Below are 22,368 nucleotides of genomic sequence, written 5' to 3'. Positions count from 1 at the left end.
TCAGTAAAATTAAATAAGAGTTTTTTAATGTCTCCTGAATTTCTTTTTTGACTGTATGTAATTGACATTTCCTGTCAATGAGCTGATAAATATAAGGCCAAAGCCCAAATATGCCCCGATTGCGGCTAAGTAAATTATTGTATTGTTTAAACTAAACTTTGACATAAATATCAACATAGATAACAGCGCAAAAGCACCCAATAATATAATACTTAAAACACGCACTTTCATAGAATCTTCCTGAGTTTTGATTCTTTCTACAAAATTCTTCATCATAATTTTAATCTCTTTAGATTGTTACACTTCTTTTATTTCCGTTTCTTTGGAAGAGAACGAAGGTGGCGATATACGTTCTTCCATTGTTTGTAATAGCTAATACATCATGGTAAAAATTGTCATTTTTTACATTGGCTAAGGTCACGATGTAGTTGGCTATCTGTTTATAGTCGTGAGTTAATTTTTTCTTAACTCCTTTCTATCAAATATATTCTGTTAAAATATTATTCAAATCAGATAAAATGATTGGCAAAATCATAATACCAGTGCAGAAACTTTGGAACTAATATTCTGATGATAATATCTATTGACAGACTATTTAGTTTGGCTTCTGCTTCAGCATTTCGGCTGATTCTTTATTCACTCTCCTCTAACCAGAGAGGTTGATTATAAATTGGGGATTGAGCCTGGATATTTATAAAGCATTCTTTAAAATGCGCATTCGTACATATAATTTTTGAAGAAGAATTGTTTACATCTTCAATAAAGTGTACGATAAATTGTCCAAATTCAGTTGGTGGAATTTCGATATCCACCGAGGTTAGTTTTTTCATCAAAGATTTGTGTTTAAGAATTTTTTTCAGAGTTCTATGCTGCCATTTTCATGCCAAATATTTTTTTTTCAGATTAATTATGAAATAGTTAAGAAATTTATTAATACGTATTTTTTTTATATTGTTAAAATATGTATGACTTTGTTTAATATTATTTAATAAAAAACCGCCCTCAAAAAGGCGGTTTCAATGTTTTACCAATTTTTATCAACCATGTAAATAAGCTGGGTCATTACTGTTGCCCCTAACAATAGTTCTCTCCGGTTTACCTTTTCAAAAGTATCTTCTTCTGTATGATGGATATCAAAATACCGTTGAGGATCAGGAACAAGCTCTGCTGCCGGAATCCCCATATCACGGAGTGGGTAAATATCTGTTCCGGAATATCTGCCTTCAAAACTATATACACCGTAAGGAATAAAAAGATCTACCCAATTTTTAATCTCATTCCTTTTCGTATCATCCATTTCCAGGGAAATTCCTCTTGGAGAGAAGCCTCCTGCATCAGATTCTATGGCGAAAAGGTGTTTCTCATTATTTTCTTTTACCATTTTACCGTATTGTACTCCTCCCTTTGTTCCATTTTCTTCATTGGCAAAACAGACAACTCTTATGGTATGATTGTTTTTGATCCCCAATTTTTTGAAAGTTCTTAAAACTTCAATACTTTGCACGATTCCGGCTCCGTCATCATGAGCACCTTCGCCTACATCCCAGGAATCTAAATGTCCGCCTACAACAATCACACTTTTATCTTTTTTTCCTGTAATTTCGCCAATGACAGAATGAGATAGCTTTTCGCCTTTCATCCTGCAGTTTGAATTAAGCTTTGCCGTGATTTTTTGAGTTCTTAATAATATCTCAAGTTCATCGGCCGTAGTATTTCCTACGGCTACAGCAGGAACTTTAACTATATCATTCTCATAGCTCATTGTTCCTGTATGGGGTACATCATCAAAAGCAGAAGATAAAGAGCGGATAATTGCAAATTTTCCTCCTTTTTTTGCTGTAAGGGATGCAGCATTTCTTCTGTAAACTCCTGCATCACGATAACCAAGAAAAGTCTGAACATATCCTTGGTTGAAAGGATAGTTGAAAAAAACAATTCTACCCTTCACTTTCTCAGCCGGAAGCCTGTCGTATTCTTCCAGGGATTTTACCATGATAATTTCTCCTGAAACGTCTTTTCCTCCTGTTCCCTCAGAATTCCCTAAAGAGAGCATTTTAAGGCTTTTCCATTTTCCTTTGGAGATTTGTATATGCAGAGATTCTTTGCCCCTTTCCCAAACCGGGATTATTACTTCCTGAAGCCAGACTTTGTCGGCCCCGGCATCACGAAGCTTCTGCTCTGCCCATTTGACCGCCTTTTCATAAGCTTCAGAACCACTCAAACGATGCCCGATATTTTTAGTTAAATCCTTGAGCTCAGCATATCCCTTTCCATTATTTAAAATTTCTAAAGAAATCTTACTGAATTGTATAGAATCTTCTTTCATCTGACCAAAAACGGCCATATTGAAAAGAAGTAGTATTGTTCCTAATATCTTTTTCATTTTTTACCAATTTTTATCAACCATGAGAATCATCTGTGTCATTGCAACGGCACCCAGAAGAAGTTCTCTTTTGCTCACTTTATCGAAAGTATCTTCTACAGAGTGATGGTAATCGAAATATCTTTGTGGATCTACAACGAGTTCGGCCAAAGGAATATCCAGTTTTTTCAAAGGAGAAATATCCTGAATGGCATCAGTTTGATCAAAATCATAAACCCCATAGGGAAGAAAATAGTTTTTCCATTCGAAGATTTGCTTTCTTCTTTGTGGCGACATATCTAATGAAAACCCTCTCGGTGAATAGCCTCCTGCATCGGTCCCCAAAGCGAAAACGTGTTTCTCATCTTTCTTTTTAACATAAGAAGCGTACATTTCACGACCTTGTCCACCGTTTTCACTGTTTGCATACAAAACTACTCTTATGGTATGGTTATTTTCATAGCCAAGCGCCTTAAACGTTCTTAAAACTTCAATGCATTGAACCACTCCGGTGCCGTCATCATGAGCGCCTTCCGCGAAATCCCAAGAGTCAAGCTGGGCTCCCAGGACAATTACCTTAGAATCTTTTTTACCTTGAATTTCAGCAATAATATTAGGATTTGTGGTTTCACCTTTTGATTCGGCGGACATGTTGAGCTTTGCTGTGACTTTTTGTTTCTTTAAAAGTTTTTCAAGCTCATCCGAAGATCTTGCACCGATTGTTAAAGCCGGAATTTTCACTTTGTCATCAGGTTCGTAATAGACCATTTTTGCATGGGGAGTATCATCAGAAGCTGTTGTCAAAGATCTTATAATTAAAGCTTTTGCACCTGTTTTTGCAATTACTGAGGCAGAAATTAATTTAGACTTTGCAGTAATTAAATATGAATCGCTGGTATTAATGATTTTCGGATCCATAGGAAGATTCACAAAAACTATTTTGTCTTTTAATTGTCCTACAGATAAAGCATTAAGCTCAGAAGTGGTATTTATTAAAACGATTTCACCCGTCAAATCTTTTCCTCCGGTTCCTTCAGAGTTTCCGAAAGACAGCATTCTGATATTTTTCCAATCTCCGTTGCCTGCTTTTATTTGCAGAGATTCTCTTCCTCTTATCCACACCGGAACTTTTACCTCCTGTCTCCAAATCATTTCAATGCCAATATCCTTTAGTTTTTTTTCTGCCCATTCTACTGCTTTTATGTAGCCGGGAGTTGCACTGAAGCGAGAGCCAACACCTTTTGTAAGCTCTCCCAGATTATCGTATGCGGTTCCGCTGGTCATAATCTCATCAGAGATCTTTTTGAACTCATCATGATAATTGAATTTGGCAACGGTAGTTTTTTTTAAAGGATTTTTTTTCTGAGGTTTTTTTTGAGAAAATAAAAATCCACTCAAAAAGAGTGGAATTATAATGAAGATTTTTTTCATTTCTTTTATACCTTTTTCTTTCCGATGATAAAATTAGGGAAAAATTAGGAATATTTTACTGTTTCATATCGTACATTAACAATGCCGTAACCAATTTAGGCTCAATAAATGTACATTTTGGAGGCATGCTTAGTTTTAAATCTGAGATTTTAATCATATCATTAAAACTTACAGGATAAATTCCAAAACCTACAGCTCCTTCTCCGTTGTCAACTTTTTCTTTTAAAAGACTGATTCCTTCAAGATTGGAAGTTCCTTTTACGTAAGAAATTTTCTCAGAACTATCGGGATCTTCAATTTTTAAAATATTTTTAAAGATGTATTTGTCTAAAAGGTGATGGTCCAGATTATCCAGAGACATTTCCTGAGAACGAAGGTCGTGCTTTACGTGAAGAGAGTAAAATTTACCGCCCATATACATCGAAATGTGGAATTTTTGTGAGGGATAATATGCCGTTTCTCCTTTTTCGTGAATTAAAAAATACTGTTCTAATTCTCTTAAAAATTCTTCTGTGGACAACCCGTTGATATCACTTACAATTCTATTATAATCGTGGATTTTAATAGATTGATTTGAAACTATAAAACTATAGACAAAATTGTAAGCTTCTGTTCCGTTATGTCTTTTATTTTTGTCTTTATGATGTTTTGCGTTTAATGCTGTAGAACCAATTCTGTGGTGGCCGTCAGCAATATAAAAAGAATCAATTTGATCAATTACTTCTTTAAACTGCTGCAATTTTAGACGATTATCAATTCTCCAGATTTTATGCCTGATTCCTTTGGTATCTACGTGATTGAAAATCGGAACGTTCTTCTCCTCATGATTCATCAGCAATTCAATCTTAGAATTGGCAGGATAGGTTAATAAAACAGGTTCTGCCTGTAAATTTACCTTATCAAGGTAATGTGCCAGCTTTTCCTTTTTATGGGGAATTGTACTTTCATGTCTCTTGATTTTGCCGTTCCAGAAATCTTCGATACTTGCTAAACCCAAAAGCCCTCTGAAAACCTGTTTGTTTGGATAGATTTGCTCATAAAGATAGTATGCAGAATTGTCCTGAACGAGTTTTTTCTCCTCCATCAAATCTTCAAATGTAGAACGGATTTTTCTTAAATTCCTATCAATATCTTTAGATTTACTTACAACATAAGGCTTTATCATATTAATGTAAGTATCTTCAACTTGAGCTTTCTCCGCTATCTCTTCCTGTGTAAAATTATCCAAAGGATGGGTAGGGAAAGTGCTTTCAATGTCTTTATGAGGTCTTATTCCACGGAAAGGTTTAAAAACAGGCATATTTTATTTTATAGGTTCTTTTTGTAGCTTAATAATTTGTTCTGCAAGTTCGACTCCGATTTTTTCCTGAGCATCAACTGTATTTCCCCCAACGTGTGGAGAAAGTGACAGTGCAGGATTCATCAATAAAGGTAATTCTGGATTAGGTTCATTTTCAAAAACGTCCAGAGCGGCTCCTGCCACCTTTCCTTCTTCAATAAAATCGATCAGAGCAACTTCATTTATCACACCGCCTCTTGCAGTATTTACTATGTAGACGCCATCTTTCATTTTTTCAAACTGAGGTGTGTCTATGATATATTCGTTCGTTTTTGGTGTGTTGATACTGATAAAATCCGCATCTTTAAGGAAAGCATCCGTATCATTGGTGGAAGTAATTTCAAAGTTAACTGACTGTCCGTCAAAAAAACTTAATGTGAGAGCTTCTGTTTTAGGTTTTCTTGTTAAAACTTTAACATTCATTCCTAAAGAAATTCCAATTTTTATCACTTCCTGACCGATGCTTCCAAAACCAATAACTCCTAAAGTTTTTCCTGAAAGTTCATATGCATTGTTGAATGATTTTTTCATTGCATTGAAATGAGTTTCTCCTTCCAATGGCATTAACCTATTGGATTCATGAAGAAATCTCGCTAATGAGAAGAAATGTCCGAAAACCAACTCTGCAACAGATTTTGATGATGCAGTCGGTGTATTGATTACTTTTATTCCTTTGCTTTTAGCATATTCAACATCGATATTATCCATACCTATACCTCCTCTTCCTATAATTTTCAGATTCGGACAAGCATCAATTATATCTTGCTTTACTTTCGTAGCACTTCTTACCAAAAGAACATCTACATTATTTTCGTTGATGAAATTGATAACATGATCTTGTGCAACCCTGTTGTCCAAAATCTCAATTCCTGCATCTCTTAATGCCTGTTCTCCTGCTTTCGAAATTCCGTCGTTAGCTAAAACTTTCATGGTTCTTATTTAATTTAAAATTTTAAAGATTAAATTATTTAAAATTTAAACAGTTGCGCAAATTAAGAAAATTTAAAATAACAATAAATAATCTTTAAATATTTGATAATTACTGATTTATCTATTTGACAGACTTCATTACATCAACCAGAACCTGTACGCTCTCGATTGGCAAAGCATTATATAAGCTTGCTCTGTAACCTCCCAGGCTTCTATGCCCGTTCAGTCCGCTGATTCCGGCAGCTTTCCAGGCATTGTCAAACTCTTCTTTTTTGCTTTCATCTGTAATTTTGAAAGAAACATTCATTAGCGAACGATCTTCTTTTACACAGAATGTCTCAAATAAAGGATTATTATCTATTTCGTCATATAAAAGTTTTGCTTTTGCTTCGTTTCTTGCTTCGGCTGCGGCAATTCCCCCGTTGTTTTCCAAATTTTGGAGAGTCAGTAAAGATGCATAAACAGGGAAAACTGGAGGCGTATTATACATAGATTCTTTAGCAATATGTTGAGAGTAATCAAGAATTGAGAACATATTTTCTCTCCCTGTTTTACCTAAAATTTCTTTTTTGATAACCACTAAAGTTACCCCTGCAGGCCCCATGTTTTTCTGAGCTCCGGCGTAGATCAAATCAAACTTGGAGAAATCTAATTGCCTCGAGAAAATATCAGAACTCATATCGCAGACCATTACAGTATCCACATCCGGAAATGACTTCATTTGGGTTCCATAAATTGTATTATTTGAAGTACAGTGGAAATAATCATATTCTGGACCTACTGTATAGTCTTTTGGAATGAAAGAGTAGTTTTCCTCTTTTGAAGAACCAACAATATCTACTGTTCCCATTTTTTTAGCTTCTTTTATAGCCCCTGCAGCCCAAGTTCCTGTGTCCAGATAAGCTGCTTTTCCACCAACTTTCATCAGGTTGTAAGGAACCATTGCAAATTGCAAACTAGCACCTCCTCCTAGATATAAAACTTCATAATCATCACCAAGGTTCATCAATCTCTTTACAATTGCGCGTGCTTCGTCCATTACGGCAACGAAATCTTTGCTTCTGTGCGAAATCTCAAGAAGAGAAAGTCCGATACCATTAAAATCTAAAATCGCCTGTGCAGATTTTTCGAATACTTCCTGAGGTAAAATACATGGTCCCGCGCTAAAGTTGTGCTTTTTGCTCATATTGTTATTTTTTTGGTTTTCCGTAAAAAATTTTCATTCTTACAGCTTCATTTTTAGTTTCTTATTAAAAATTCTGACTTTTTATATATAAAAAACCGTCTCATAATACATGAGACGGCAGTTTTTATTCTCCGTGTAAAAATGCTTTTTTATTAAGCAATGCTTCTTCAGACTCTACATGGTCTTCATCCGGAACACAGCAGTCTACAGGACAAACTGCTGCACACTGTGGTTCTTCATGGAAGCCTTTACATTCCGTACATTTATCTGTTACAATGAAATAGACATCATCACTTACAGGTTCTTGTGGTGCATCTGCGTCTACGGTAAGACCTGATGGTAGTGTAACGGTACCGGAAAGTTCGGTACCTTCGGAAGCTTTCCAGTCTACGGCTCCTTCATAAATTGCATTGTTCGGGCATTCCGGTTCGCAGGCTCCGCAATTAATGCATTCATCAGTTATTTTAATAGCCATCGCTAATTTTTTTTAAATTTGCACAAAATTACAAAATATTCCCCAATTTTACAGTAATTATGAATATTGAAAATCAAGTTTTAGGACTTACGAAACTAAGCGATTATATAAAAGAGTATTTGGCAAAAAATACAGAGGATTATAATGAAAATGATTCTGATTTCGAGCTATTGTTAGAAAAAACAAAAATAGAAAACCAATGGTTTACTATTGAAAACCAGAAATTTGCCTTAAAACAGTGGGCGGATTTATTAACCAAAGAAAATATAACAAACTGGCTTGAAGAATATTCTGCCTCAAAAATATCAAAAAGAGTAGGGTTGATTCTGGCTGGAAACATTCCTTTGGTAGGTTTTCACGATGTGATTTCTGTAGTGTTGAGTAATCATATTCCTGTGATTAAATTATCTTCAAAAGACAGATATATGATTCCGTTTTTATTAAAAAAATGGAAGGATTTTTCTGATAATGAGGTTGAATATGAATTTGTCGAAAAATTGGAGAATTTTGATGCTGTAATTGCAACCGGAAGTAATAATACGGCAAGATATCTGGAATATTACTTTAAAAATCATTTACATATCATCCGAAAAAACAGGACTTCTGTAGCTGTTTTAAAAGGCGACGAAACAGAGGAGGAATTACAGCTTTTGGCGAATGATATTTTCCAATATTTCGGATTAGGTTGTAGAAACGTAACCAGGCTCTTTATTCCGCAGGACTTTTTAATTGATAAGTTATTTGAGAGTTTTATAGGCTTTCAGGATATTATCAATCATAATAAATATGCCAATAATTACGATTATAACAGGGCTGTTTATCTTTTAAATCAGGATAAATTCTGGGATAATAATTTTGTAATGCTAAAAGAAGACGATAAGCTTTTCAGTCCTCTTTCTGTTATTAATTTCAGCAGGTATTCTTCTCTGGAAGATGTAAAAAACTTTATTGCTGAAAATGAAGAAAATATCCAGTGTATTGTTGCGAAAGATGAGCTTGGTCTTGATTCCATTCATTTTGGAGAAGCGCAAAACCCGGGATTAGATACTTATGCAGACAATGTGGATACAATGAAATTTTTAGAGGTAATTTAATTCTTTGTATCTTCAACATTTATTTTATTTCACCTAATCACCAAAATTATATGAAAAAATTATTTCTAATACTTCCGGTTTTCATCATGCAATTTGCCTTTTCACAAGCTACTGTGAAAAGTTTAAAAATCGAAAGCGGAGACAAGAAAGAGCAGGCAGCAGATTTGACGAAAGAAAAAATTGCTTCTTTCGATGTGAAATTTTCGCAGTTTATCAGTGCGTTAAAGTCTTCCGATCGCAAAACCATGGAAAGCCTGCTTTCTGATAAAGCTAAAATGGTTGTTACGGATAATGTTTATAAAAAACTTTCTGCAGATATTAATTTTAATAAAAAGCTTGAAATTTTCAAATCAGGATATAAGACGTTGAAAGACGGAAGCAGTTATCCTATGATTCAGTATAAATATTCTGATGACAAATCTTCTGTTCCAAAAGAAATTGTTACCGCTGTTTTTGAGAATGACGGTAAAATATTAGGAATTAAACCCATAAAAGATAACAAATAATTTATTTCGGAAATAATTAAAAAACTATATTACCTATGATGACAAATTCTCTGGTCGCGCTTTCTTCGGATATTGAAAGAGCAAATTTTTACAAGAAAACGTATTTGCATGTTGCTTTATCAGTGCTTGCATTTATCGGGGTTGAAACAGTTTTGCTAAACACGGTACCGCCGGAAATTATCGGATTAATGTTTGGTCAGCAATATACATGGTTGTTGATTATCGGTGTTTTCTGGCTGGCTTCTATCCTGGCAAACAAATGGTCTTTATCACAAAGCAGATCAACCCAATATTTAGGATTAGGATTTTATATTTTGCTAGAAGCGGTAATTTTTCTTCCTTTGATTTATATTGCTGTAGCAAAAGCCGGCGGGGTAGTGATTTATCAGGCTGCAATGTTGACAATTGCCATGTTTGCAGGGATTTCTGTAGTAGCTTTCACTTCCAAAAAGGATTTTTCATTTTTAAGAAACATCATTATTATCGGAGGTTTCATTGCTTTAGGGCTAATCGTTGCAGGTACGGTTTTCGAATTTGACCTTGGCCTTTGGTTTTCCGTGGGAATGGTAATTTTAGCTTCTGCAAGTATTTTGTATGAAACGAGTAAACTTAAAAATACATATACAACAGGTCAGTATGTAGGAGCTTCTTTACAGCTTTTTGCTTCTATTATGCTGCTATTCTGGTATATTTTAAGAATTTTAATGAGCAGAAGAAGTTAGATTTAATGATGATTATAAGATATGAGCTTAATTGAAATCTTAATCTTAATAATTCATTTATAAAACCCAAAAAATCCTGATGTTATTCATCGGGATTTTTTATTGTAAGAATATTGATTCTTAAATATTTTAGATTATTTATCAATTGATCCTAAAACCTTTTGAGCGAAAGAATTCAAAGCATCTTTTTCGCTCATTCCGTTTTGTACGTTGGCGTGAACCTCAAGAGCTCCGCAGATGTTGGTAATTAGCTCTCCGGCAACATTTAAATCTTCTTCACTTGTTCCTCTGAACTCGCAGAAGCTTTCTAAAACTTCCAACGTTTTTTCAAGGTTTTCCGGAGTCTGGTTTTGATAAAATTGTCTGATTACAGGTAGCTTCATTATAATTCGTTAAATAAATTAATTAAACTTTCAGCCTGGTTAGACTGAACCTGATTTACTAATTCACCATTTTTAAAGATGGCGAAAGTGGGTAAGTTGTCAACTTTAGCCAATTTCCTGCTTTCCGGTAATTTTTCAGCGTCTACATAAAGGAAAGGAATACTTTCGTTTTCAGATGCTAATTTTTTGAATTTTGGTTTCATAATTCGGCAGTTTCCGCACCATGTAGCTCCGTACTGTACGACAACTTTTTCATTATCGCTTACAATATTCTGTAGTGTGTCTTCTGTTAATTCTGTATACATTGTTGATTTTTTTAATTGAAAAAATAACAATGCAGCAATCTAACCATTGAAAAACGAGTCTTACAATTGTTATACTGTTATATTGCTGCATTGTTATATTAATTTTAATTAGTTCTTAGCCAAATATTCAGCAGTAGAAGTTCTGTCAGCTTTCATAGCATCTTTTCCTTCTTCCCAGTTTGCAGGGCAAACTTCACCGTGCTTCTGAACGTGAGTATAAGCGTCGATTAATCTTAAATATTCTTTTACGTTTCTTCCTAAAGGCATATCGTTTACAGACTCATGGAAAATTTTTCCGGTTTCGTCGATAAGATATGTCGCTCTATAAGTAACGTTAGAACCTGTGAAAATTTCTTCTCCTTCTTCATTGTATTCGAAATCCTGATCTACAATTCCCAGCATGTTAGCCAATTGTCTGTGTGTATCCGCTAAAAGTGGGTAAGTTACCCCTTCGATACCACCGTTGTCTTTTGAAACATTCAGCCAAGCGAAGTGTACTTCGTTTGTATCACAAGAAGCCCCGATTACTTTAGTATTTCTTTTTTCGAATTCACCTAAAGCTTCTTGGAATGCGTGAAGCTCAGTTGGACAAACAAAAGTGAAATCTTTTGGATACCAGAATAAAAGAACTTTTTGCTGGTTAGCCGTAGCTTCTTCAAAGATGTTGATTCTTAGGTCGTCACCCATTTCCGACATTGCATCTACTGTTACATTTGGGAATTTTTTTCCTACTAAAGACATAATTTTCTTGTTTTTATATTTAAATTTTCTGGTGCAAATATAAAAACATTTCATCTATCAAACAAATTGATTTTGATAAATAAAATCTATAATCATTTTATTTAATACCAATAAAAAAAGCCCTGAATTCAGAGCTTTGCCAAAATTATATGTAATTTTATTTTTAATCTTTTTTATTAATTTGGTTTTTTAAATCTTCGATGATTTTTTCATTGGCATTATTTTGTTCAACCAATTTTTTAAATTCTTCAAGAAAATTATTAGGAAAATTGTTAATAATATTATGTTGTCCTACTTGTCCATGATTTTCTTGTACATTATTAAAATATTTTTCATCCAAAAAATATTCAAAATCTTTATCAAAAAAATGGCAAATTTTATCCATAAGTAAAAAATCTATTTTTTTAGAATTTCCACTTTCTATATTGTGTAAAGTACCTTGAGAAACACCTAATTCAAAGGCAAGTTCACTTTGCGACAGATGTTTATCTTCTCTTAAATTTTTGATTTTAGTTCCAATATTCATGTTCTGAATTAATTAGTTTTCTGATTGAAATAATTATTTTCCTAGTTGGTAAAGGTATAAAGAATTTTTCATATTCGTAAAAGCAATTGATACTGAAAATTGCAGTGAAAAAATAATTTTTAACTTTAAACAAACTTAAATTATGAAAAAATTAAAAAGACTTTCGAGAAATGAATTAAAAAAGGTAAGTGGAGGAAAAATGGCACCAAATTCTATAGAAGATGATGGCTGTTATGTGAATTTATACTCATGCCCGGGCCAAGGAAAGGCTAGATTATCTGCTAATGGACAAAACTGGTCATGTTGCTAGTATGAAAAGATTGATAAAATATAGTTTTATATTTTTAACAACAGTTGTATTTTCTCAAAATACAACTGTTGCTTATAAAGTAAAAGAAGTATGTCATGATATTGGTATAAATGGAATTCTGGATAAAAAGTATTATAAAGATCATACTTTATTTCTGAAAAACAATAAAGATTACAGTACGGAAGGTGAATTTAATTTGACTGTTAATTCTAAATTTCCTTTACCATATTCTTTTATATGCGGTCAAAAAGACGGAAGTTTTAAAGTTTCTGCCCTATTTACCGTATCTCGAGAAAATTTAAATTTTGAAATAGATAGTATTGGAAACTTTATTCAGCCCATGCCTTTAAAAAATGAAAATTCAGTTTTAATAAAAGACCAGTATAAGTTTAATGCTAATTTTTCCAAATTATTAAATGTATTTTTTAATAATGAAGATGGTGACTTAAAATTAGATAATTTATTAATAAAGTATTCCAAGGAAAATCCAAATAGTTTTATGTTATTTTGGACATTAGTAAACCAATTTCAATACAAAGGGCCTAGAAAATCCTATTTTGAATCTTTTCAAAATCTGTCATCAAAAATTAGAAACTCAGAATATGGAAAAATGTTTTATCAAGATATGATAAATTCAATTAAATTAACAGAGAAATCTAAATTCCCCAACCTGGAATTTCAAAACAAAAAAATACGTTCCTCTTTGGGGAAAAAATATACTCTCGTTGATTTTTGGTTTTCATATTGTAAACCTTGTTTAGAAGATATTCCGAAATATCATAAGTTATATTCTATGTATAAAGATAAAGGGTTGGAAATAATAAGTATTTCTACTGATCGAACTGAGGATATGGAAAAATGGTATAAAGTTGTGGCTGAGAAAGAACTGAATTGGCAACAATATTTAGATGAAAATGGTATAAAATCCAAGTTCTATAATATAAACAGTTTTCCTACTACTTTTCTTTTAGATTCTGAAGGAATCATCATTAAGAAAAATATTTCTCCGGAAGAACTTGAAAAATTTTTAGAGCAAAATGATTATTTTTAATAAAAAAAGGAACTCAAAAAAGTTCCTTCATTATTGTTTTCTGTTTTAATTAAATTTTTCCAGTAATTCCTTAATTCTTCTCATAGCCTGTCTCAAATCCTCTTCGGATGCAGCATAAGAAAACCGGATACATTCGGGACTTCCGAATGAAACCCCTCCGACACATCCCACATGGGCATTTTCAAGGATAAACATTGCGAAATCATCAGAGTTCCTGATTTCCGTTCCGTTTAAAGTTTTCCCGATGTAATGAGAAATATCAGGGAAGAAATAAAAAGCGGCTTTAGGTAAAAGAACCTTAAACCCGGGAATTTCTTTCATTAAATCATAGACTAGATCTCTTCTGATTTTAAAGGCATCGATCATGTATCTGTATTCTGAAGGATCTGTATTTAGGGCAACAATAGAGGCTCTTTGAGCCACTGTATTAGCACCGCTTGTCATTTGTCCCTGAACCTTTTCGCAGGCTTTAGCCAGCCATTCAGGGCACGCAGAATACCCGATTCTCCATCCCGTCATTGCAAATGCTTTAGACATTCCGTTGATTACTGCAGTCTGTTCATAAACTTCAGGAAATTGAGCAATTGAAGCGGTTTTTGTTTCATAATTGATATATTCGTAAATCTCATCTGAAATGACCGTTACTTGAGGATATTTGGCAATAACTTTGGCGATAGATTTTAATTCGTCATACGTGTAATAGCCACCGGAAGGATTACAAGGCGAAGAGAACAAAACGGCTTTTGTTTTATCAGTGATCGCTTCTTCCAATTGTTCTGCAGTTATTTTAAAATCAGTTACATAAGATGTAGGAAGCATTACTGAATTTCCACCCATCATTTTTACCATTTCATCATAGCTTACCCAATAAGGATTGGGAAGTATAACCTCGTCTCCGTCGTTGATAATAGCTGCTAAAACATTGATAATTGCCTGTTTAGCACCGTTTGAAACGCAAATTTGTGTAGGTTTATATTCTAAATTATTATCTCTTTTAAGCTTATTTGAAATAGCTTCACGAAGTTCTAAAAATCCAGGAACGGGAGAGTAGTGGCTGTAGTTCTGATTGATTGCATCGAATGCTGCCTGTTTTATATTATCGGGAACGTCGAAATCGGGTTCACCTAGAGTTAAACTGATGACGTCTATTCCGTTGGCCTTCATTTCCCTAGCCTTATTAGACATGACAAAAGTTTGTGAGTATCCTAGTCTTTGTACTCTATCTGAAAGTTTATCCATAAAATCTTTTTGCATTTGAACAAATATAATATTAAAAACTTAATTTGAATAAAATGTGAAATAAAACTTATTTTTGCGTTTTATAATAATTCACATGTCTACAACGTTACTACTAAAATACTTTCCGGATCTTACAGAAAACCAGATTAATCAGTTCAATCAATTAGAGGAACTCTATAACGAATGGAACGAAAAAATCAACGTGATTTCCAGAAAAGATATGGAATCTTTGTACGAAAAGCATATTCTTCACTCATTGGGAATTGCAAAAGTAATGGAATTTGCTCCGGGAACCAGAGTTTTAGATATCGGGACAGGAGGCGGTTTTCCGGGAATCCCTTTGGCAATTCTGTTTCCTGAGGTAGAATTTACTTTAATTGATTCTATCGGCAAGAAAATCAGTGTTGTAAATGCGGTTGCCGAAGGAATAGGCCTGAAAAATGTAACTGCAGTTCATGGAAGAGCAGAAAAGGTGAAAGAAAAATTTCATTTTGTAGTAAGCAGAGCAGTTACCCAGATGCCTGAATTTTTAAGATGGCTGAAAGGAAAATTTGAAAAAGAACAGTTTAATACAAAACACAATGGAATTTTATATTTAAAAGGAGGAGATTTAGCAGAAGAGCTTGCCGGACTTAAATGTGAAATTTTCAATCTTAAAAACTATTTTGATGAAGAATTTTTTGATACTAAAAAAGTAGTGTATCTGTCAAAAGGGAATTTTAATTCTTAATTTAACATAATTAAGGAATAATTTTTGCTAAAATTATATTAATAATCAAAATTTGTGTAGTAATGAAAAAATATCTCAATCTTGGGTTTTCTGCAATAGTTTTAGGATTATTTTTTACTTCGTGTAATGACGATGATGATTATCAGACGATCCAGTCTATAGATAAAGTAAAAATTGACAGCGTTAGGATTGTAAATGATACGATGGATGTTTTTACGGTTCAGAGCATTAAAACATATTCTACTTATTCGTCTCAATGCCAGGGATTTTATGGGTACGATTATATTCATGGCAACAACCTTACAAGAACAGTAACTGCTTACAAATATCTTACAGATGGAAATTGTGCCCAGAATCATGTGATTTCCAGCCAGATAAATTTTAGCCCGCAACAGACCGGAACCTATACTTTTAAATTCTGGAATGGAGATAATAACTGGATTACCAAAACAATTGTAGTAGAATAATGAAGTTGAAATTTTTAATATTTTTTTTAATTTCCAGTAATTTATTTTGTCAAAAGATAATCTGGAGCGAGAATCAAAAACTTATTTGGGATAATTTTAAAAGCGGAACCAACAGACACGGAAGAACTGATGTAGTAGCATATACGAACTGCGGTATTCAGTATTCCGTAATAAAATCTTCTGACCCCAAAATACCTGTAAAATTAACTATTGAAGCTGTTTTTACAGAAGATAATCCTGGAAAGATGCAAAAAGGATTAGTGATTATGTTCTTCTGCATGAGCAAAAACATTTTGATATTGCTGAAATATTTGCAAGAAAACTCCGCAAAGAGGCAACAGAAAAAATCAGAACTTCGGGTGAATTTGATAAATACTTCCAAGCTATTTATACCAAAACATTAAAAGATTACCAAAACTTTCAAGTTTCTTATGATAAAGAAACCCAACACGGGACAAATAAGGAAAAACAGGAAGAATACAATCAAACCATTACCAACGAATTAGACAACCTAAACAGCTTTAAAATCTCTTGAAATTCCTCAATAAAATTATCCACGAGCTCCTTGCCCAAAATACGGATTTATCTGTATTTAACATTGTTTTGCCCGGAAAAAGACCGATTGTATTTATCCGGCAGATTTTAGAGGAGAACAATTATTCAGGATTTCTTCCGAGCTTTTTTACTATTGAGGAACTGGTCGATAGAATTGCAGATAAACAGCCTATTCAGGGGATTTCTTTATGGCTTTTCGCTTTTGATGTTTATAAAAGTCTCAATCTTATTCCCAATGATGATTTTTCGGATTTCTTAAAATGGTTTCCGACTTTACAGAAGGATTGGGATGATATTTTAAAGTTTTCGGATAGTGATCAGGCAGTTTTACAATATATGTTTGATGAAGAGAGAATTAAAGACTGGGCTCAGGATTTGGGAGAAGATGAGAATGTTCCGAGAAAGAAATTTCTTAATTTCTGGAGAAATATGAATGTTTTTCTTCCGGTTTTAAAGCAAAGGTTACAGGAAAAGAATTGGGCAACTTCAGGAATGATTCATGAAACGGCTAAATCCAGAATTACTGATTTTGCCAAAAACACAGCAGAACAGTTTGTTTTTTGTGGTTTTAATGCTTTTACTCCGGTTGAAGAAAAGTTGGTGCGTAACCTTTTACAATGGGATAAAGCACAGTGTTTTTTTCAGGCAGATCATTATTATTTTGATGATGAAAGACAGGAAGCCGGGAAATTTCTCAGAAATCATAAAACATGGAAAGAATTCACTGAAAATCGTGCTTTTCAATGGATTGAAGATGATTTTAACCAGCCGAAAAATATCAAGATCTATGAAGTTTCCGGAAACATTACCCAAACGAAAATTTTACCGGAAATTTTTAAGGAAATAGAAAATAAAACGTTTTCGAATACGGCTGTCGTCTTATTGGATGAGAATTTGCTTCCGGCGAGCCTGGATGTGATGTATTCTGTTGAAAATCTAAATATTACAATGGGATTCCCATTGAAGAACCTGTCGTTTTCAAATGCTGTAAAACAACTGTTTTATCTTCAGAAACAACTTGAAAAAAATAAATCTTCATATTATTACAGAGATATCTTTCCAATCCTTGAAGAGCTTCCCAAATCAGATGAAGATGAGCAGATTATCACTGATTTTAAGTCTAACATCGAAGAAAGAAATATCGTTTATATTTCAAGAAAACTATTAGAAGAAATTCTCGGTGGCCTTTCTTATTATAAATTATTACAGAAAGCAGATTCTACCAGTGAATATCTAGAATTACTGATAGCTTTCTGCAAAAAAATCAAATGGTTAGATATTGATGATATCCAGTACGAAAATGTTTCGCACTTCGAAAATGCATTCAGAATTATAAAAAACCAGCTTTCGCCTTATAGTTTTGAAATCAAAATGGAAACACTGGAAATTTTGATTAATCAGCATATCAATTCTGAAAGCATTGATTTTCAAGGTGAACCTTTAAGGGGGCTTCAAATTATGGGGCTGTTAGAAACCCGTCTTTTAAATTTTGAGAACGTCATTATGCTTTCTGTAAATGAAGGAAAATTACCCCTCGGAAACTCTCAAAATACCTATATTCCGTTTGATATAAGAAGATTTTTTGATCTTCATACTTTTCTTGAAAACGACAGTATTTATGCCTATCATTTTTACCGCCTGATTCAGGATGCAAAAAATGTCCACCTGCTTTTCAATGCATTGAGTTCCGGTGTCAATACAGGCGAAAAAAGCAGATTTATCACCCAGATTGAAATGGAAAGCTCTCATCAGATTGAACATCTCATTATTGAAAATTCTTCGGAGCCGATTATCACACAACCGATCGAAATTTCAAAAACAAATATTGTTCTTGATCGTCTTGAAAAATGGAAAGAAAAAGTATCGGCTTCACATCTTACCAGTTACCTTTATAATCCGGTTGATTTTTATCTTTCTAAGATTTTAAATACCTCGGAAACGGATGAAATTGAAGAAGAATTATCCGTGAAGAATTATGGAAATTTAGTACACTACTCACTTCAAGAGATTTATGAAGTGCTTAAAGGTAAAGTGTTAAAAGAAAATGATTTAAAAGAATCAATTAAAGCAATAGATAAATATATAGAAGTTGCCATAGAGAAGCTCAGGCATCAGCCTGAATTTTATGAAAAAGGAATGAATTTTATTCATAAAGCGATCGCCAAAAAAGTAATTGAAAGTATTTTAAATTACGATCTTGAACTGATAAAAAAAGGCAATAAATTAGAAATTATCGCTATTGAAAAAAGGTTTGAAAATGTAGATTTTTATCTTAATGAAACAACTAAAGACAAAATTTCTTTTTTTGGATTTATTGATAGGGTTGATAAGCTGAACGGAACAATCCGAATTATTGACTATAAAACAGCAAAAATTAAAAATCTCGTAGTCAAAATCGATGCTGAGAACGAAGCAGAATATTTCCATAACAGCGACCGAAAACAGGCTTTGCAATTATGTATTTACCAATATGTTATCCAAAGCCTTCCTGAATTTTGGGGATTGCCTGTAGAAACCGGAATTTGGAGTTTTGCAGAGGCCAGGAAAGGGGTAGTCTCGCTTCAATTTGAAAAAGGAAATATAGATAACGCAATGGAATCCGTAAAAAGCCTTATTCTTGAAATTTTGAATCCTGATATCAATTTTATTGAAGATATTAAGTCATACTCACATTAAAGCACTCCATTTCTGAAGTGCTTTTTAAAGAAATTATTTATTACAGAGGTGAGTTATATTTTTACTTTTTTACTGATCATTTTACCATTGTTTTTTGTAACCTGAACTACATAAATTCCTGTTTCCAAAACTTTAGATTCAAATTGATTTTGTTTTATTTCCTGATTTTCAATTAGATATCCCGAAATATTGTAAATTGCAATGTTCTTGATATCTTCTTTGGTATTGACAATCACCTGATGGTTTTTTGTGAATATTTCTATATTTTCATTCAGAGGAATCGAGTTGTCAGTTTTCCTGTTAAACTGTAAATTATAATATGGAGTAACAATTTCAAACGTATTGTTTCGGTTATCAACAGTGTTCAAATTGATTCCTCCTTCTCTCTTATAATCTTCCTGAGAAATAATTTTAATTAAATTTTTCTTTTCATCGAAAATATTAATTTGTGATAATTCGCTTTCATCAATTTTTAAAGTTAAGATATTATTATTTTCTGACCTTACAATCTCATTTTCCGCAATTGTATTTGGAGTATTTTTAATGTAAGGTATCAGTTTTTCAGAATTATTTTCTGAAATTCTCAATAAATAAACACCTTCTTTTAAGGTTGATAAACTATTGTCTGTGAATGATTTACTTTCTATTTTTTCTTTATTAAAATCTGTAATTTCTTTTACTTCAATTCCATTCAGATTCGGATTTATCTGTGATGAATAAAGAGGATTTATTGCCTGCTTAGCGCTTGATTGTTTGGAAGTTAACATTGCCCATTCATTGAACAGGCCTCCACTTCTCAATGTGTTAAATTTAGCATTAGAAGCCAATACGAAAGGGATAATTCCCCCTACATGCCCTAAAGGTCCCCAGTAGAAGGAGTCTAATTTATATTTATTTAGATCCCACCAAGCATAATAACCTCTTTGGATATCAATCGTTTTTGATGTGTTTTCGGGCGGAATTGCCAAGTCAACTGTTGAATGTCCCAATGTCATGGGTATTTTATTATACCAATCATAAACGTCATTAGCTTTTAAGCACTGCCTTAATTTATTGTTTTGATTATTCGTCACATCATTTACGAAATTGTTTGTAAAAAGTCTTCTCCAAATCAATGGTCCCCAAAGCAGGCCTCCATTATCCTGAAGCACATGATAATTGTATGGGTCTGCATATTCTGCGGAAATTACCTCTGAAATATTATTGTTATACGTTTTATAACCTGTATTATTACAAGTGTTTACAACATTGGCAAGGAAAGACGTAAAAGGATAAACATCTTTCTCGATAACACCTTTCTGAAGTGTCACACCTGAAAAATCGTAAGGCCCGTCTCCCATGTATGCATACTTAAATTTCAGATTTGTAGGATTTGAGATATTGAGCTTTTTTAATGTGGACATAGCCGCGTGGGCTCCCTGGGAATAACCGGCTATAAAGTATTCATCGTACCGCTTTATATTTAATTGTGCTAAAACTTTATTGGCAGCAGTTACAAAGTCAATAGTAGCACCAGCTTCAGTAGGATAGTGTACATAAGGATGAACACCTTCTCCTGAACCCATCCCTACGTAATCGGGAGCCATTAAAATATACCCGTTTAGGACATATGAAAGCTCGACAACAAATCCAGCCGTTAAAGTACCCTTAAAATTTGAAGGAACATTTTCCCGGCTATCCGTTGTTCCGTGATCAGAAACAACGGTTGAAAGTTTATAATTTACGTCCGGGTACATTAATAAACCTGTTGCCTTTACCAATGCATTGTTTTCATTTTTGGTGTAATAGGTTATTTTATAAGCCTTTAAACCTAAATGAAAGCTGTTTAGGTAATTTACAAAGTCAGGAGCATTTTGCTCTCCAAGATTATTTGAGATAAAATTTGCCAGACCTTGAGGGGTAAGATTGAGTTTTTGCTCAAAATTTACAAGATCTCCGGCTTGCTGTGCGAAATAAAAAGGTGCTGAAAGCCCTAATAACAGAGTAGTGAATTTTTTCATATTTCATATCTTTTTGTAAGTTTAAATTATATTTTTTTAATAAAACTCACACTACATTGAAGGGTTAATAATTATTCATTGAATATAATTTGTTGGTTTTGAATATAAAAAAGCCTGATCAAATGATCAGGCTTCGCTATAAAATTTTTCGGTTTATTTAGAAGGCGTTGATACCAGTGATATCTAAACCTGTAATCAATAAATGAATATCGTGAGTTCCTTCATACGTAATCACAGATTCTAGGTTTGCGGCATGTCTCATCATTGGGAATTCGCCCATAATACCCATTCCTCCAAGAATCTGACGTGATTCTCTTGCAATATCTATTGCTATTTTTACGTTGTTTCTTTTGGCCATTGAAATCTGGGCTGGAGTTGCTTTATGATTATTTTTAAGAGTTCCTAACTGTAAGCAAAGTAACTGAGCTTTAGTGATTTCAGTTAAAAACTCTGCCAGTTTTTTTTGTTGTAATTGATAAGATCCAATTGGTTTCCCGAATTGCTTTCTTTCCTTAGAATATTGTACAGCAGTGCAATAACAATCAATTGCAGCGCCAATTACACCCCAGGAAATCCCATATCTGGCTGAATTTAAACAAGATAAAGGTCCTTTTAATCCCGTAACTCCAGGAAGCAGGTTTTCTTTTGGAACTTTTACATCATTAAATACCAATTCTCCTGTTTTTGAAGCCCTTAAACTCCATTTGTTGTGCGTTTCGGGAGTTGTGAAGCCTTCCATTCCTCTTTCAACGATAAGGCCTTGTACTTTTCCTTCTTCATTTTTAGCCCAGACAACTGCAATATCACAAAGAGGGGAGTTTGTGATCCACATTTTAGCACCATTCAAAAGGTAATGATCTCCCATATCTTTAAAATAAGTTTCCATAGAACCGGGATCTGAGCCGTGGTTAGGCTCTGTCAAACCAAAGGAGCCTATCATTTCACCGGAAGCTAATTTTGGAAGGTATTTTCTTTTTTGTTCCTCAGAACCAAATTCGTTGATAGGAAACATTACCAAAGAACTCTGAACGGAAGCCGCAGAACGAACTGCTGAATCACCTCTTTCCAATTCCTGCATGATGAGACCGTAAGAAATCTGATCAAGGCCGGAACCACCATATTCCACCGGAATATAGGGGCCAAGTGCTCCCACTTTACCCAATTCCCTCATTAGATTCGGAATATCAGTGTGATTTTGAGCAGCCTGATCAATCTTCGGCATTACAAAACTCTCCACCCAATCTCTGATAGATTGACGGATAAGTTTGTGTTCTTCGGTAAGTAAAGCATCAATTCCGTAATAGTCAGGGATGCTTGTAAGAGGATAATATGACATGATT

At 33.5% G+C, this 22,368-nt stretch carries 24 protein-coding genes; 9 read left to right on the top strand and 15 right to left on the bottom strand.

All coding sequences use genetic code 11. The features are described from left to right. Positions 1 to 24 precede the first annotated feature (24 nt). The 8 genes from ACM39_RS19095 to ACM39_RS08175 all read right to left on the bottom strand — a co-directional run bounded on the left by ACM39_RS19095 (position 25) and on the right by ACM39_RS08175 (position 7,723). A complete protein-coding gene (locus ACM39_RS19095) occupies positions 25 to 276 on the bottom strand; it encodes a hypothetical protein (RefSeq protein WP_131701428.1) in 252 nt (83 codons plus the stop codon). A gap of 356 nt (positions 277 to 632) precedes the next feature. After that, a complete protein-coding gene (locus ACM39_RS08205) occupies positions 633 to 830 on the bottom strand; it encodes a hypothetical protein (RefSeq protein WP_048510547.1) in 198 nt (65 codons plus the stop codon). Positions 831 to 1,024: 194 nt separating this feature from the next. Then, positions 1,025 to 2,383, bottom strand: coding sequence for a M20/M25/M40 family metallo-hydrolase (locus tag ACM39_RS08200; RefSeq protein ID WP_048510546.1), 1,359 nt, complete (start codon positions 2,381 to 2,383; stop codon positions 1,025 to 1,027). 3 nt (positions 2,384 to 2,386) lie between these two features. Next, complete coding sequence (locus tag ACM39_RS08195) at positions 2,387 to 3,793, bottom strand: M28 family peptidase (RefSeq protein WP_082140551.1); 1,407 nt, start codon at positions 3,791 to 3,793, stop codon at positions 2,387 to 2,389. Positions 3,794 to 3,848: 55 nt separating this feature from the next. Then, on the bottom strand, positions 3,849 to 5,093 hold the full coding sequence (locus tag ACM39_RS08190) for a DUF1015 domain-containing protein (RefSeq protein WP_048510545.1): 1,245 nt from the start codon (positions 5,091 to 5,093) through the stop codon (positions 3,849 to 3,851). Between the two features lie 3 nt (positions 5,094 to 5,096). After that, positions 5,097 to 6,062: a D-2-hydroxyacid dehydrogenase gene (locus ACM39_RS08185; protein WP_048510544.1), complete on the bottom strand. Its 966-nt coding sequence runs from the start codon at positions 6,060 to 6,062 to the stop codon at positions 5,097 to 5,099. Between the two features lie 121 nt (positions 6,063 to 6,183). Then, a complete protein-coding gene (gene serC / locus ACM39_RS08180; protein WP_048510543.1) occupies positions 6,184 to 7,248 on the bottom strand; it encodes a 3-phosphoserine/phosphohydroxythreonine transaminase in 1,065 nt (354 codons plus the stop codon). A 124-nt stretch (positions 7,249 to 7,372) separates the two neighbouring features. Further along, on the bottom strand, positions 7,373 to 7,723 hold the full coding sequence (locus ACM39_RS08175) for a 4Fe-4S binding protein (RefSeq protein ID WP_048510542.1): 351 nt from the start codon (positions 7,721 to 7,723) through the stop codon (positions 7,373 to 7,375). 59 nt (positions 7,724 to 7,782) lie between these two features. On the opposite strand from ACM39_RS08175, the gene ACM39_RS08170 reads away from it, so the two are divergent. Genes ACM39_RS08170 through ACM39_RS08160 form a run of 3 tightly spaced genes read left to right on the top strand, consistent with a single transcriptional unit; the run spans position 7,783 to position 10,045 of the window. After that, a complete protein-coding gene (locus ACM39_RS08170; protein WP_048510541.1) occupies positions 7,783 to 8,817 on the top strand; it encodes an acyl-CoA reductase in 1,035 nt (344 codons plus the stop codon). A 50-nt stretch (positions 8,818 to 8,867) separates the two neighbouring features. Next, positions 8,868 to 9,323: a hypothetical protein gene (locus ACM39_RS08165; RefSeq protein ID WP_048510540.1), complete on the top strand. Its 456-nt coding sequence runs from the start codon at positions 8,868 to 8,870 to the stop codon at positions 9,321 to 9,323. A 35-nt stretch (positions 9,324 to 9,358) separates the two neighbouring features. Continuing rightward, complete coding sequence (locus ACM39_RS08160; protein ID WP_048510539.1) at positions 9,359 to 10,045, top strand: Bax inhibitor-1 family protein; 687 nt, start codon at positions 9,359 to 9,361, stop codon at positions 10,043 to 10,045. A gap of 134 nt (positions 10,046 to 10,179) precedes the next feature. Here ACM39_RS08160 and ACM39_RS08155 read toward each other — a convergent pair whose 3' ends face one another. The 4 genes from ACM39_RS08155 to ACM39_RS08140 all read right to left on the bottom strand — a co-directional run bounded on the left by ACM39_RS08155 (position 10,180) and on the right by ACM39_RS08140 (position 12,000). Next, a complete protein-coding gene (locus tag ACM39_RS08155) occupies positions 10,180 to 10,428 on the bottom strand; it encodes a DUF6952 family protein (RefSeq protein WP_002980002.1) in 249 nt (82 codons plus the stop codon). Beyond that, entirely contained in the window at positions 10,428 to 10,733 is a 306-nt protein-coding gene (locus tag ACM39_RS08150; RefSeq protein WP_048510538.1) for a thioredoxin family protein, read from the bottom strand. The genes ACM39_RS08155 and ACM39_RS08150 overlap by 1 nt, the downstream gene beginning before the upstream one ends. Positions 10,734 to 10,841: 108 nt before the next feature. After that, a complete protein-coding gene (locus ACM39_RS08145; protein ID WP_048510537.1) occupies positions 10,842 to 11,474 on the bottom strand; it encodes a peroxiredoxin in 633 nt (210 codons plus the stop codon). Between the two features lie 163 nt (positions 11,475 to 11,637). After that, a complete protein-coding gene (locus tag ACM39_RS08140; RefSeq protein WP_048510536.1) occupies positions 11,638 to 12,000 on the bottom strand; it encodes a helix-turn-helix domain-containing protein in 363 nt (120 codons plus the stop codon). Positions 12,001 to 12,142: 142 nt separating this feature from the next. Between ACM39_RS08140 and ACM39_RS19605 the strand changes: the two genes are divergently transcribed. Next, positions 12,143 to 12,310, top strand: a complete 168-nt coding sequence (locus tag ACM39_RS19605) for a bacteriocin-like protein (protein WP_410470243.1) — start codon at positions 12,143 to 12,145, stop codon at positions 12,308 to 12,310. Further along, positions 12,285 to 13,361 carry a peroxiredoxin family protein gene (locus tag ACM39_RS08135; protein ID WP_082140550.1) on the top strand — a complete coding sequence of 359 codons (1,077 nt, stop codon included), beginning with the start codon at positions 12,285 to 12,287 and terminating at the stop codon, positions 13,359 to 13,361. The genes ACM39_RS19605 and ACM39_RS08135 overlap by 26 nt, the downstream gene beginning before the upstream one ends. Positions 13,362 to 13,406: 45 nt before the next feature. Here the strand turns inward: ACM39_RS08135 and ACM39_RS08130 are convergent, their stop codons facing one another. After that, on the bottom strand, positions 13,407 to 14,600 hold the full coding sequence (locus ACM39_RS08130; RefSeq protein WP_048510713.1) for a pyridoxal phosphate-dependent aminotransferase: 1,194 nt from the start codon (positions 14,598 to 14,600) through the stop codon (positions 13,407 to 13,409). Between the two features lie 94 nt (positions 14,601 to 14,694). Between ACM39_RS08130 and rsmG the strand changes: the two genes are divergently transcribed. From rsmG to ACM39_RS08110, 4 genes are all read left to right on the top strand, one after another. Then, positions 14,695 to 15,330 (top strand): 16S rRNA (guanine(527)-N(7))-methyltransferase RsmG, encoded by a 636-nt coding sequence (rsmG, locus tag ACM39_RS08125; protein ID WP_048510534.1) that lies wholly within the window; start codon positions 14,695 to 14,697, stop codon positions 15,328 to 15,330. Positions 15,331 to 15,392: 62 nt separating this feature from the next. After that, positions 15,393 to 15,797 carry a hypothetical protein gene (locus ACM39_RS08120; RefSeq protein WP_048510533.1) on the top strand — a complete coding sequence of 135 codons (405 nt, stop codon included), beginning with the start codon at positions 15,393 to 15,395 and terminating at the stop codon, positions 15,795 to 15,797. Next, the gene (locus ACM39_RS08115) at positions 15,797 to 16,201 is read left to right on the top strand and encodes a hypothetical protein (RefSeq protein ID WP_228377081.1); all 405 of its coding nucleotides are present in this window, start codon (positions 15,797 to 15,799) and stop codon (positions 16,199 to 16,201) included. The genes ACM39_RS08120 and ACM39_RS08115 overlap by 1 nt, the downstream gene beginning before the upstream one ends. 127 nt (positions 16,202 to 16,328) lie before the next feature. After that, positions 16,329 to 19,028, top strand: a complete 2,700-nt coding sequence (locus tag ACM39_RS08110) for a PD-(D/E)XK nuclease family protein (protein WP_048510532.1) — start codon at positions 16,329 to 16,331, stop codon at positions 19,026 to 19,028. Positions 19,029 to 19,081: 53 nt separating this feature from the next. Here the strand turns inward: ACM39_RS08110 and ACM39_RS08105 are convergent, their stop codons facing one another. Then, entirely contained in the window at positions 19,082 to 21,028 is a 1,947-nt protein-coding gene (locus tag ACM39_RS08105; protein ID WP_048510531.1) for a T9SS type A sorting domain-containing protein, read from the bottom strand. 157 nt (positions 21,029 to 21,185) lie between these two features. Further along, entirely contained in the window at positions 21,186 to 22,364 is a 1,179-nt protein-coding gene (locus tag ACM39_RS08100) for an acyl-CoA dehydrogenase family protein (RefSeq protein WP_048510530.1), read from the bottom strand. Between the last annotated feature and the right edge of the window lie 4 nt (positions 22,365 to 22,368).

Origin of the sequence: Chryseobacterium sp. FH2 (assembly GCF_001045455.1) — a bacterium.
In the GTDB taxonomy this organism is placed as follows: Bacteria; Bacteroidota; Bacteroidia; order Flavobacteriales; family Weeksellaceae; genus Chryseobacterium.
The sequence above is the reverse complement of the archived record's forward strand: the minus strand, read 5'-3'. Positions and strand labels throughout refer to the sequence as shown.

Excerpts from the sequence above, each read along its gene's own strand:
- ACM39_RS08120 (WP_048510533.1), top strand. The coding sequence starts at position 15,393 with ATGAAAAAATATCTCAATCTTGGGTTTTCTGCAATAGTTTTAGGATTA.
- ACM39_RS08165 (WP_048510540.1), top strand. The coding sequence starts at position 8,868 with ATGAAAAAATTATTTCTAATACTTCCGGTTTTCATCATGCAATTTGCC.
- ACM39_RS08130 (WP_048510713.1), bottom strand. The coding sequence starts at position 14,600 with ATGGATAAACTTTCAGATAGAGTACAAAGACTAGGATACTCACAAACT.
- ACM39_RS08150 (WP_048510538.1), bottom strand. The coding sequence starts at position 10,733 with ATGTATACAGAATTAACAGAAGACACACTACAGAATATTGTAAGCGAT.
- ACM39_RS08140 (WP_048510536.1), bottom strand. The coding sequence starts at position 12,000 with ATGAATATTGGAACTAAAATCAAAAATTTAAGAGAAGATAAACATCTG.
- ACM39_RS08175 (WP_048510542.1), bottom strand. The coding sequence starts at position 7,723 with ATGGCTATTAAAATAACTGATGAATGCATTAATTGCGGAGCCTGCGAA.
- rsmG (WP_048510534.1), top strand. The coding sequence starts at position 14,695 with ATGTCTACAACGTTACTACTAAAATACTTTCCGGATCTTACAGAAAAC.
- ACM39_RS08115 (WP_228377081.1), top strand. The coding sequence starts at position 15,797 with ATGAAGTTGAAATTTTTAATATTTTTTTTAATTTCCAGTAATTTATTT.
- ACM39_RS08170 (WP_048510541.1), top strand. The coding sequence starts at position 7,783 with ATGAATATTGAAAATCAAGTTTTAGGACTTACGAAACTAAGCGATTAT.
- ACM39_RS08205 (WP_048510547.1), bottom strand. The coding sequence starts at position 830 with ATGAAAAAACTAACCTCGGTGGATATCGAAATTCCACCAACTGAATTT.
- ACM39_RS08195 (WP_082140551.1), bottom strand. The coding sequence starts at position 3,793 with ATGAAAAAAATCTTCATTATAATTCCACTCTTTTTGAGTGGATTTTTA.
- ACM39_RS08160 (WP_048510539.1), top strand. The coding sequence starts at position 9,359 with ATGATGACAAATTCTCTGGTCGCGCTTTCTTCGGATATTGAAAGAGCA.
- ACM39_RS08100 (WP_048510530.1), bottom strand. The coding sequence starts at position 22,364 with ATGTCATATTATCCTCTTACAAGCATCCCTGACTATTACGGAATTGAT.
- ACM39_RS08155 (WP_002980002.1), bottom strand. The coding sequence starts at position 10,428 with ATGAAGCTACCTGTAATCAGACAATTTTATCAAAACCAGACTCCGGAA.
- ACM39_RS08145 (WP_048510537.1), bottom strand. The coding sequence starts at position 11,474 with ATGTCTTTAGTAGGAAAAAAATTCCCAAATGTAACAGTAGATGCAATG.
- ACM39_RS19605 (WP_410470243.1), top strand. The coding sequence starts at position 12,143 with ATGAAAAAATTAAAAAGACTTTCGAGAAATGAATTAAAAAAGGTAAGT.
- ACM39_RS08105 (WP_048510531.1), bottom strand. The coding sequence starts at position 21,028 with ATGAAAAAATTCACTACTCTGTTATTAGGGCTTTCAGCACCTTTTTAT.
- ACM39_RS08135 (WP_082140550.1), top strand. The coding sequence starts at position 12,285 with ATGGACAAAACTGGTCATGTTGCTAGTATGAAAAGATTGATAAAATAT.
- ACM39_RS08185 (WP_048510544.1), bottom strand. The coding sequence starts at position 6,062 with ATGAAAGTTTTAGCTAACGACGGAATTTCGAAAGCAGGAGAACAGGCA.
- ACM39_RS08190 (WP_048510545.1), bottom strand. The coding sequence starts at position 5,093 with ATGCCTGTTTTTAAACCTTTCCGTGGAATAAGACCTCATAAAGACATT.
- ACM39_RS19095 (WP_131701428.1), bottom strand. The coding sequence starts at position 276 with ATGATGAAGAATTTTGTAGAAAGAATCAAAACTCAGGAAGATTCTATG.
- serC (WP_048510543.1), bottom strand. The coding sequence starts at position 7,248 with ATGAGCAAAAAGCACAACTTTAGCGCGGGACCATGTATTTTACCTCAG.
- ACM39_RS08200 (WP_048510546.1), bottom strand. The coding sequence starts at position 2,383 with ATGAAAAAGATATTAGGAACAATACTACTTCTTTTCAATATGGCCGTT.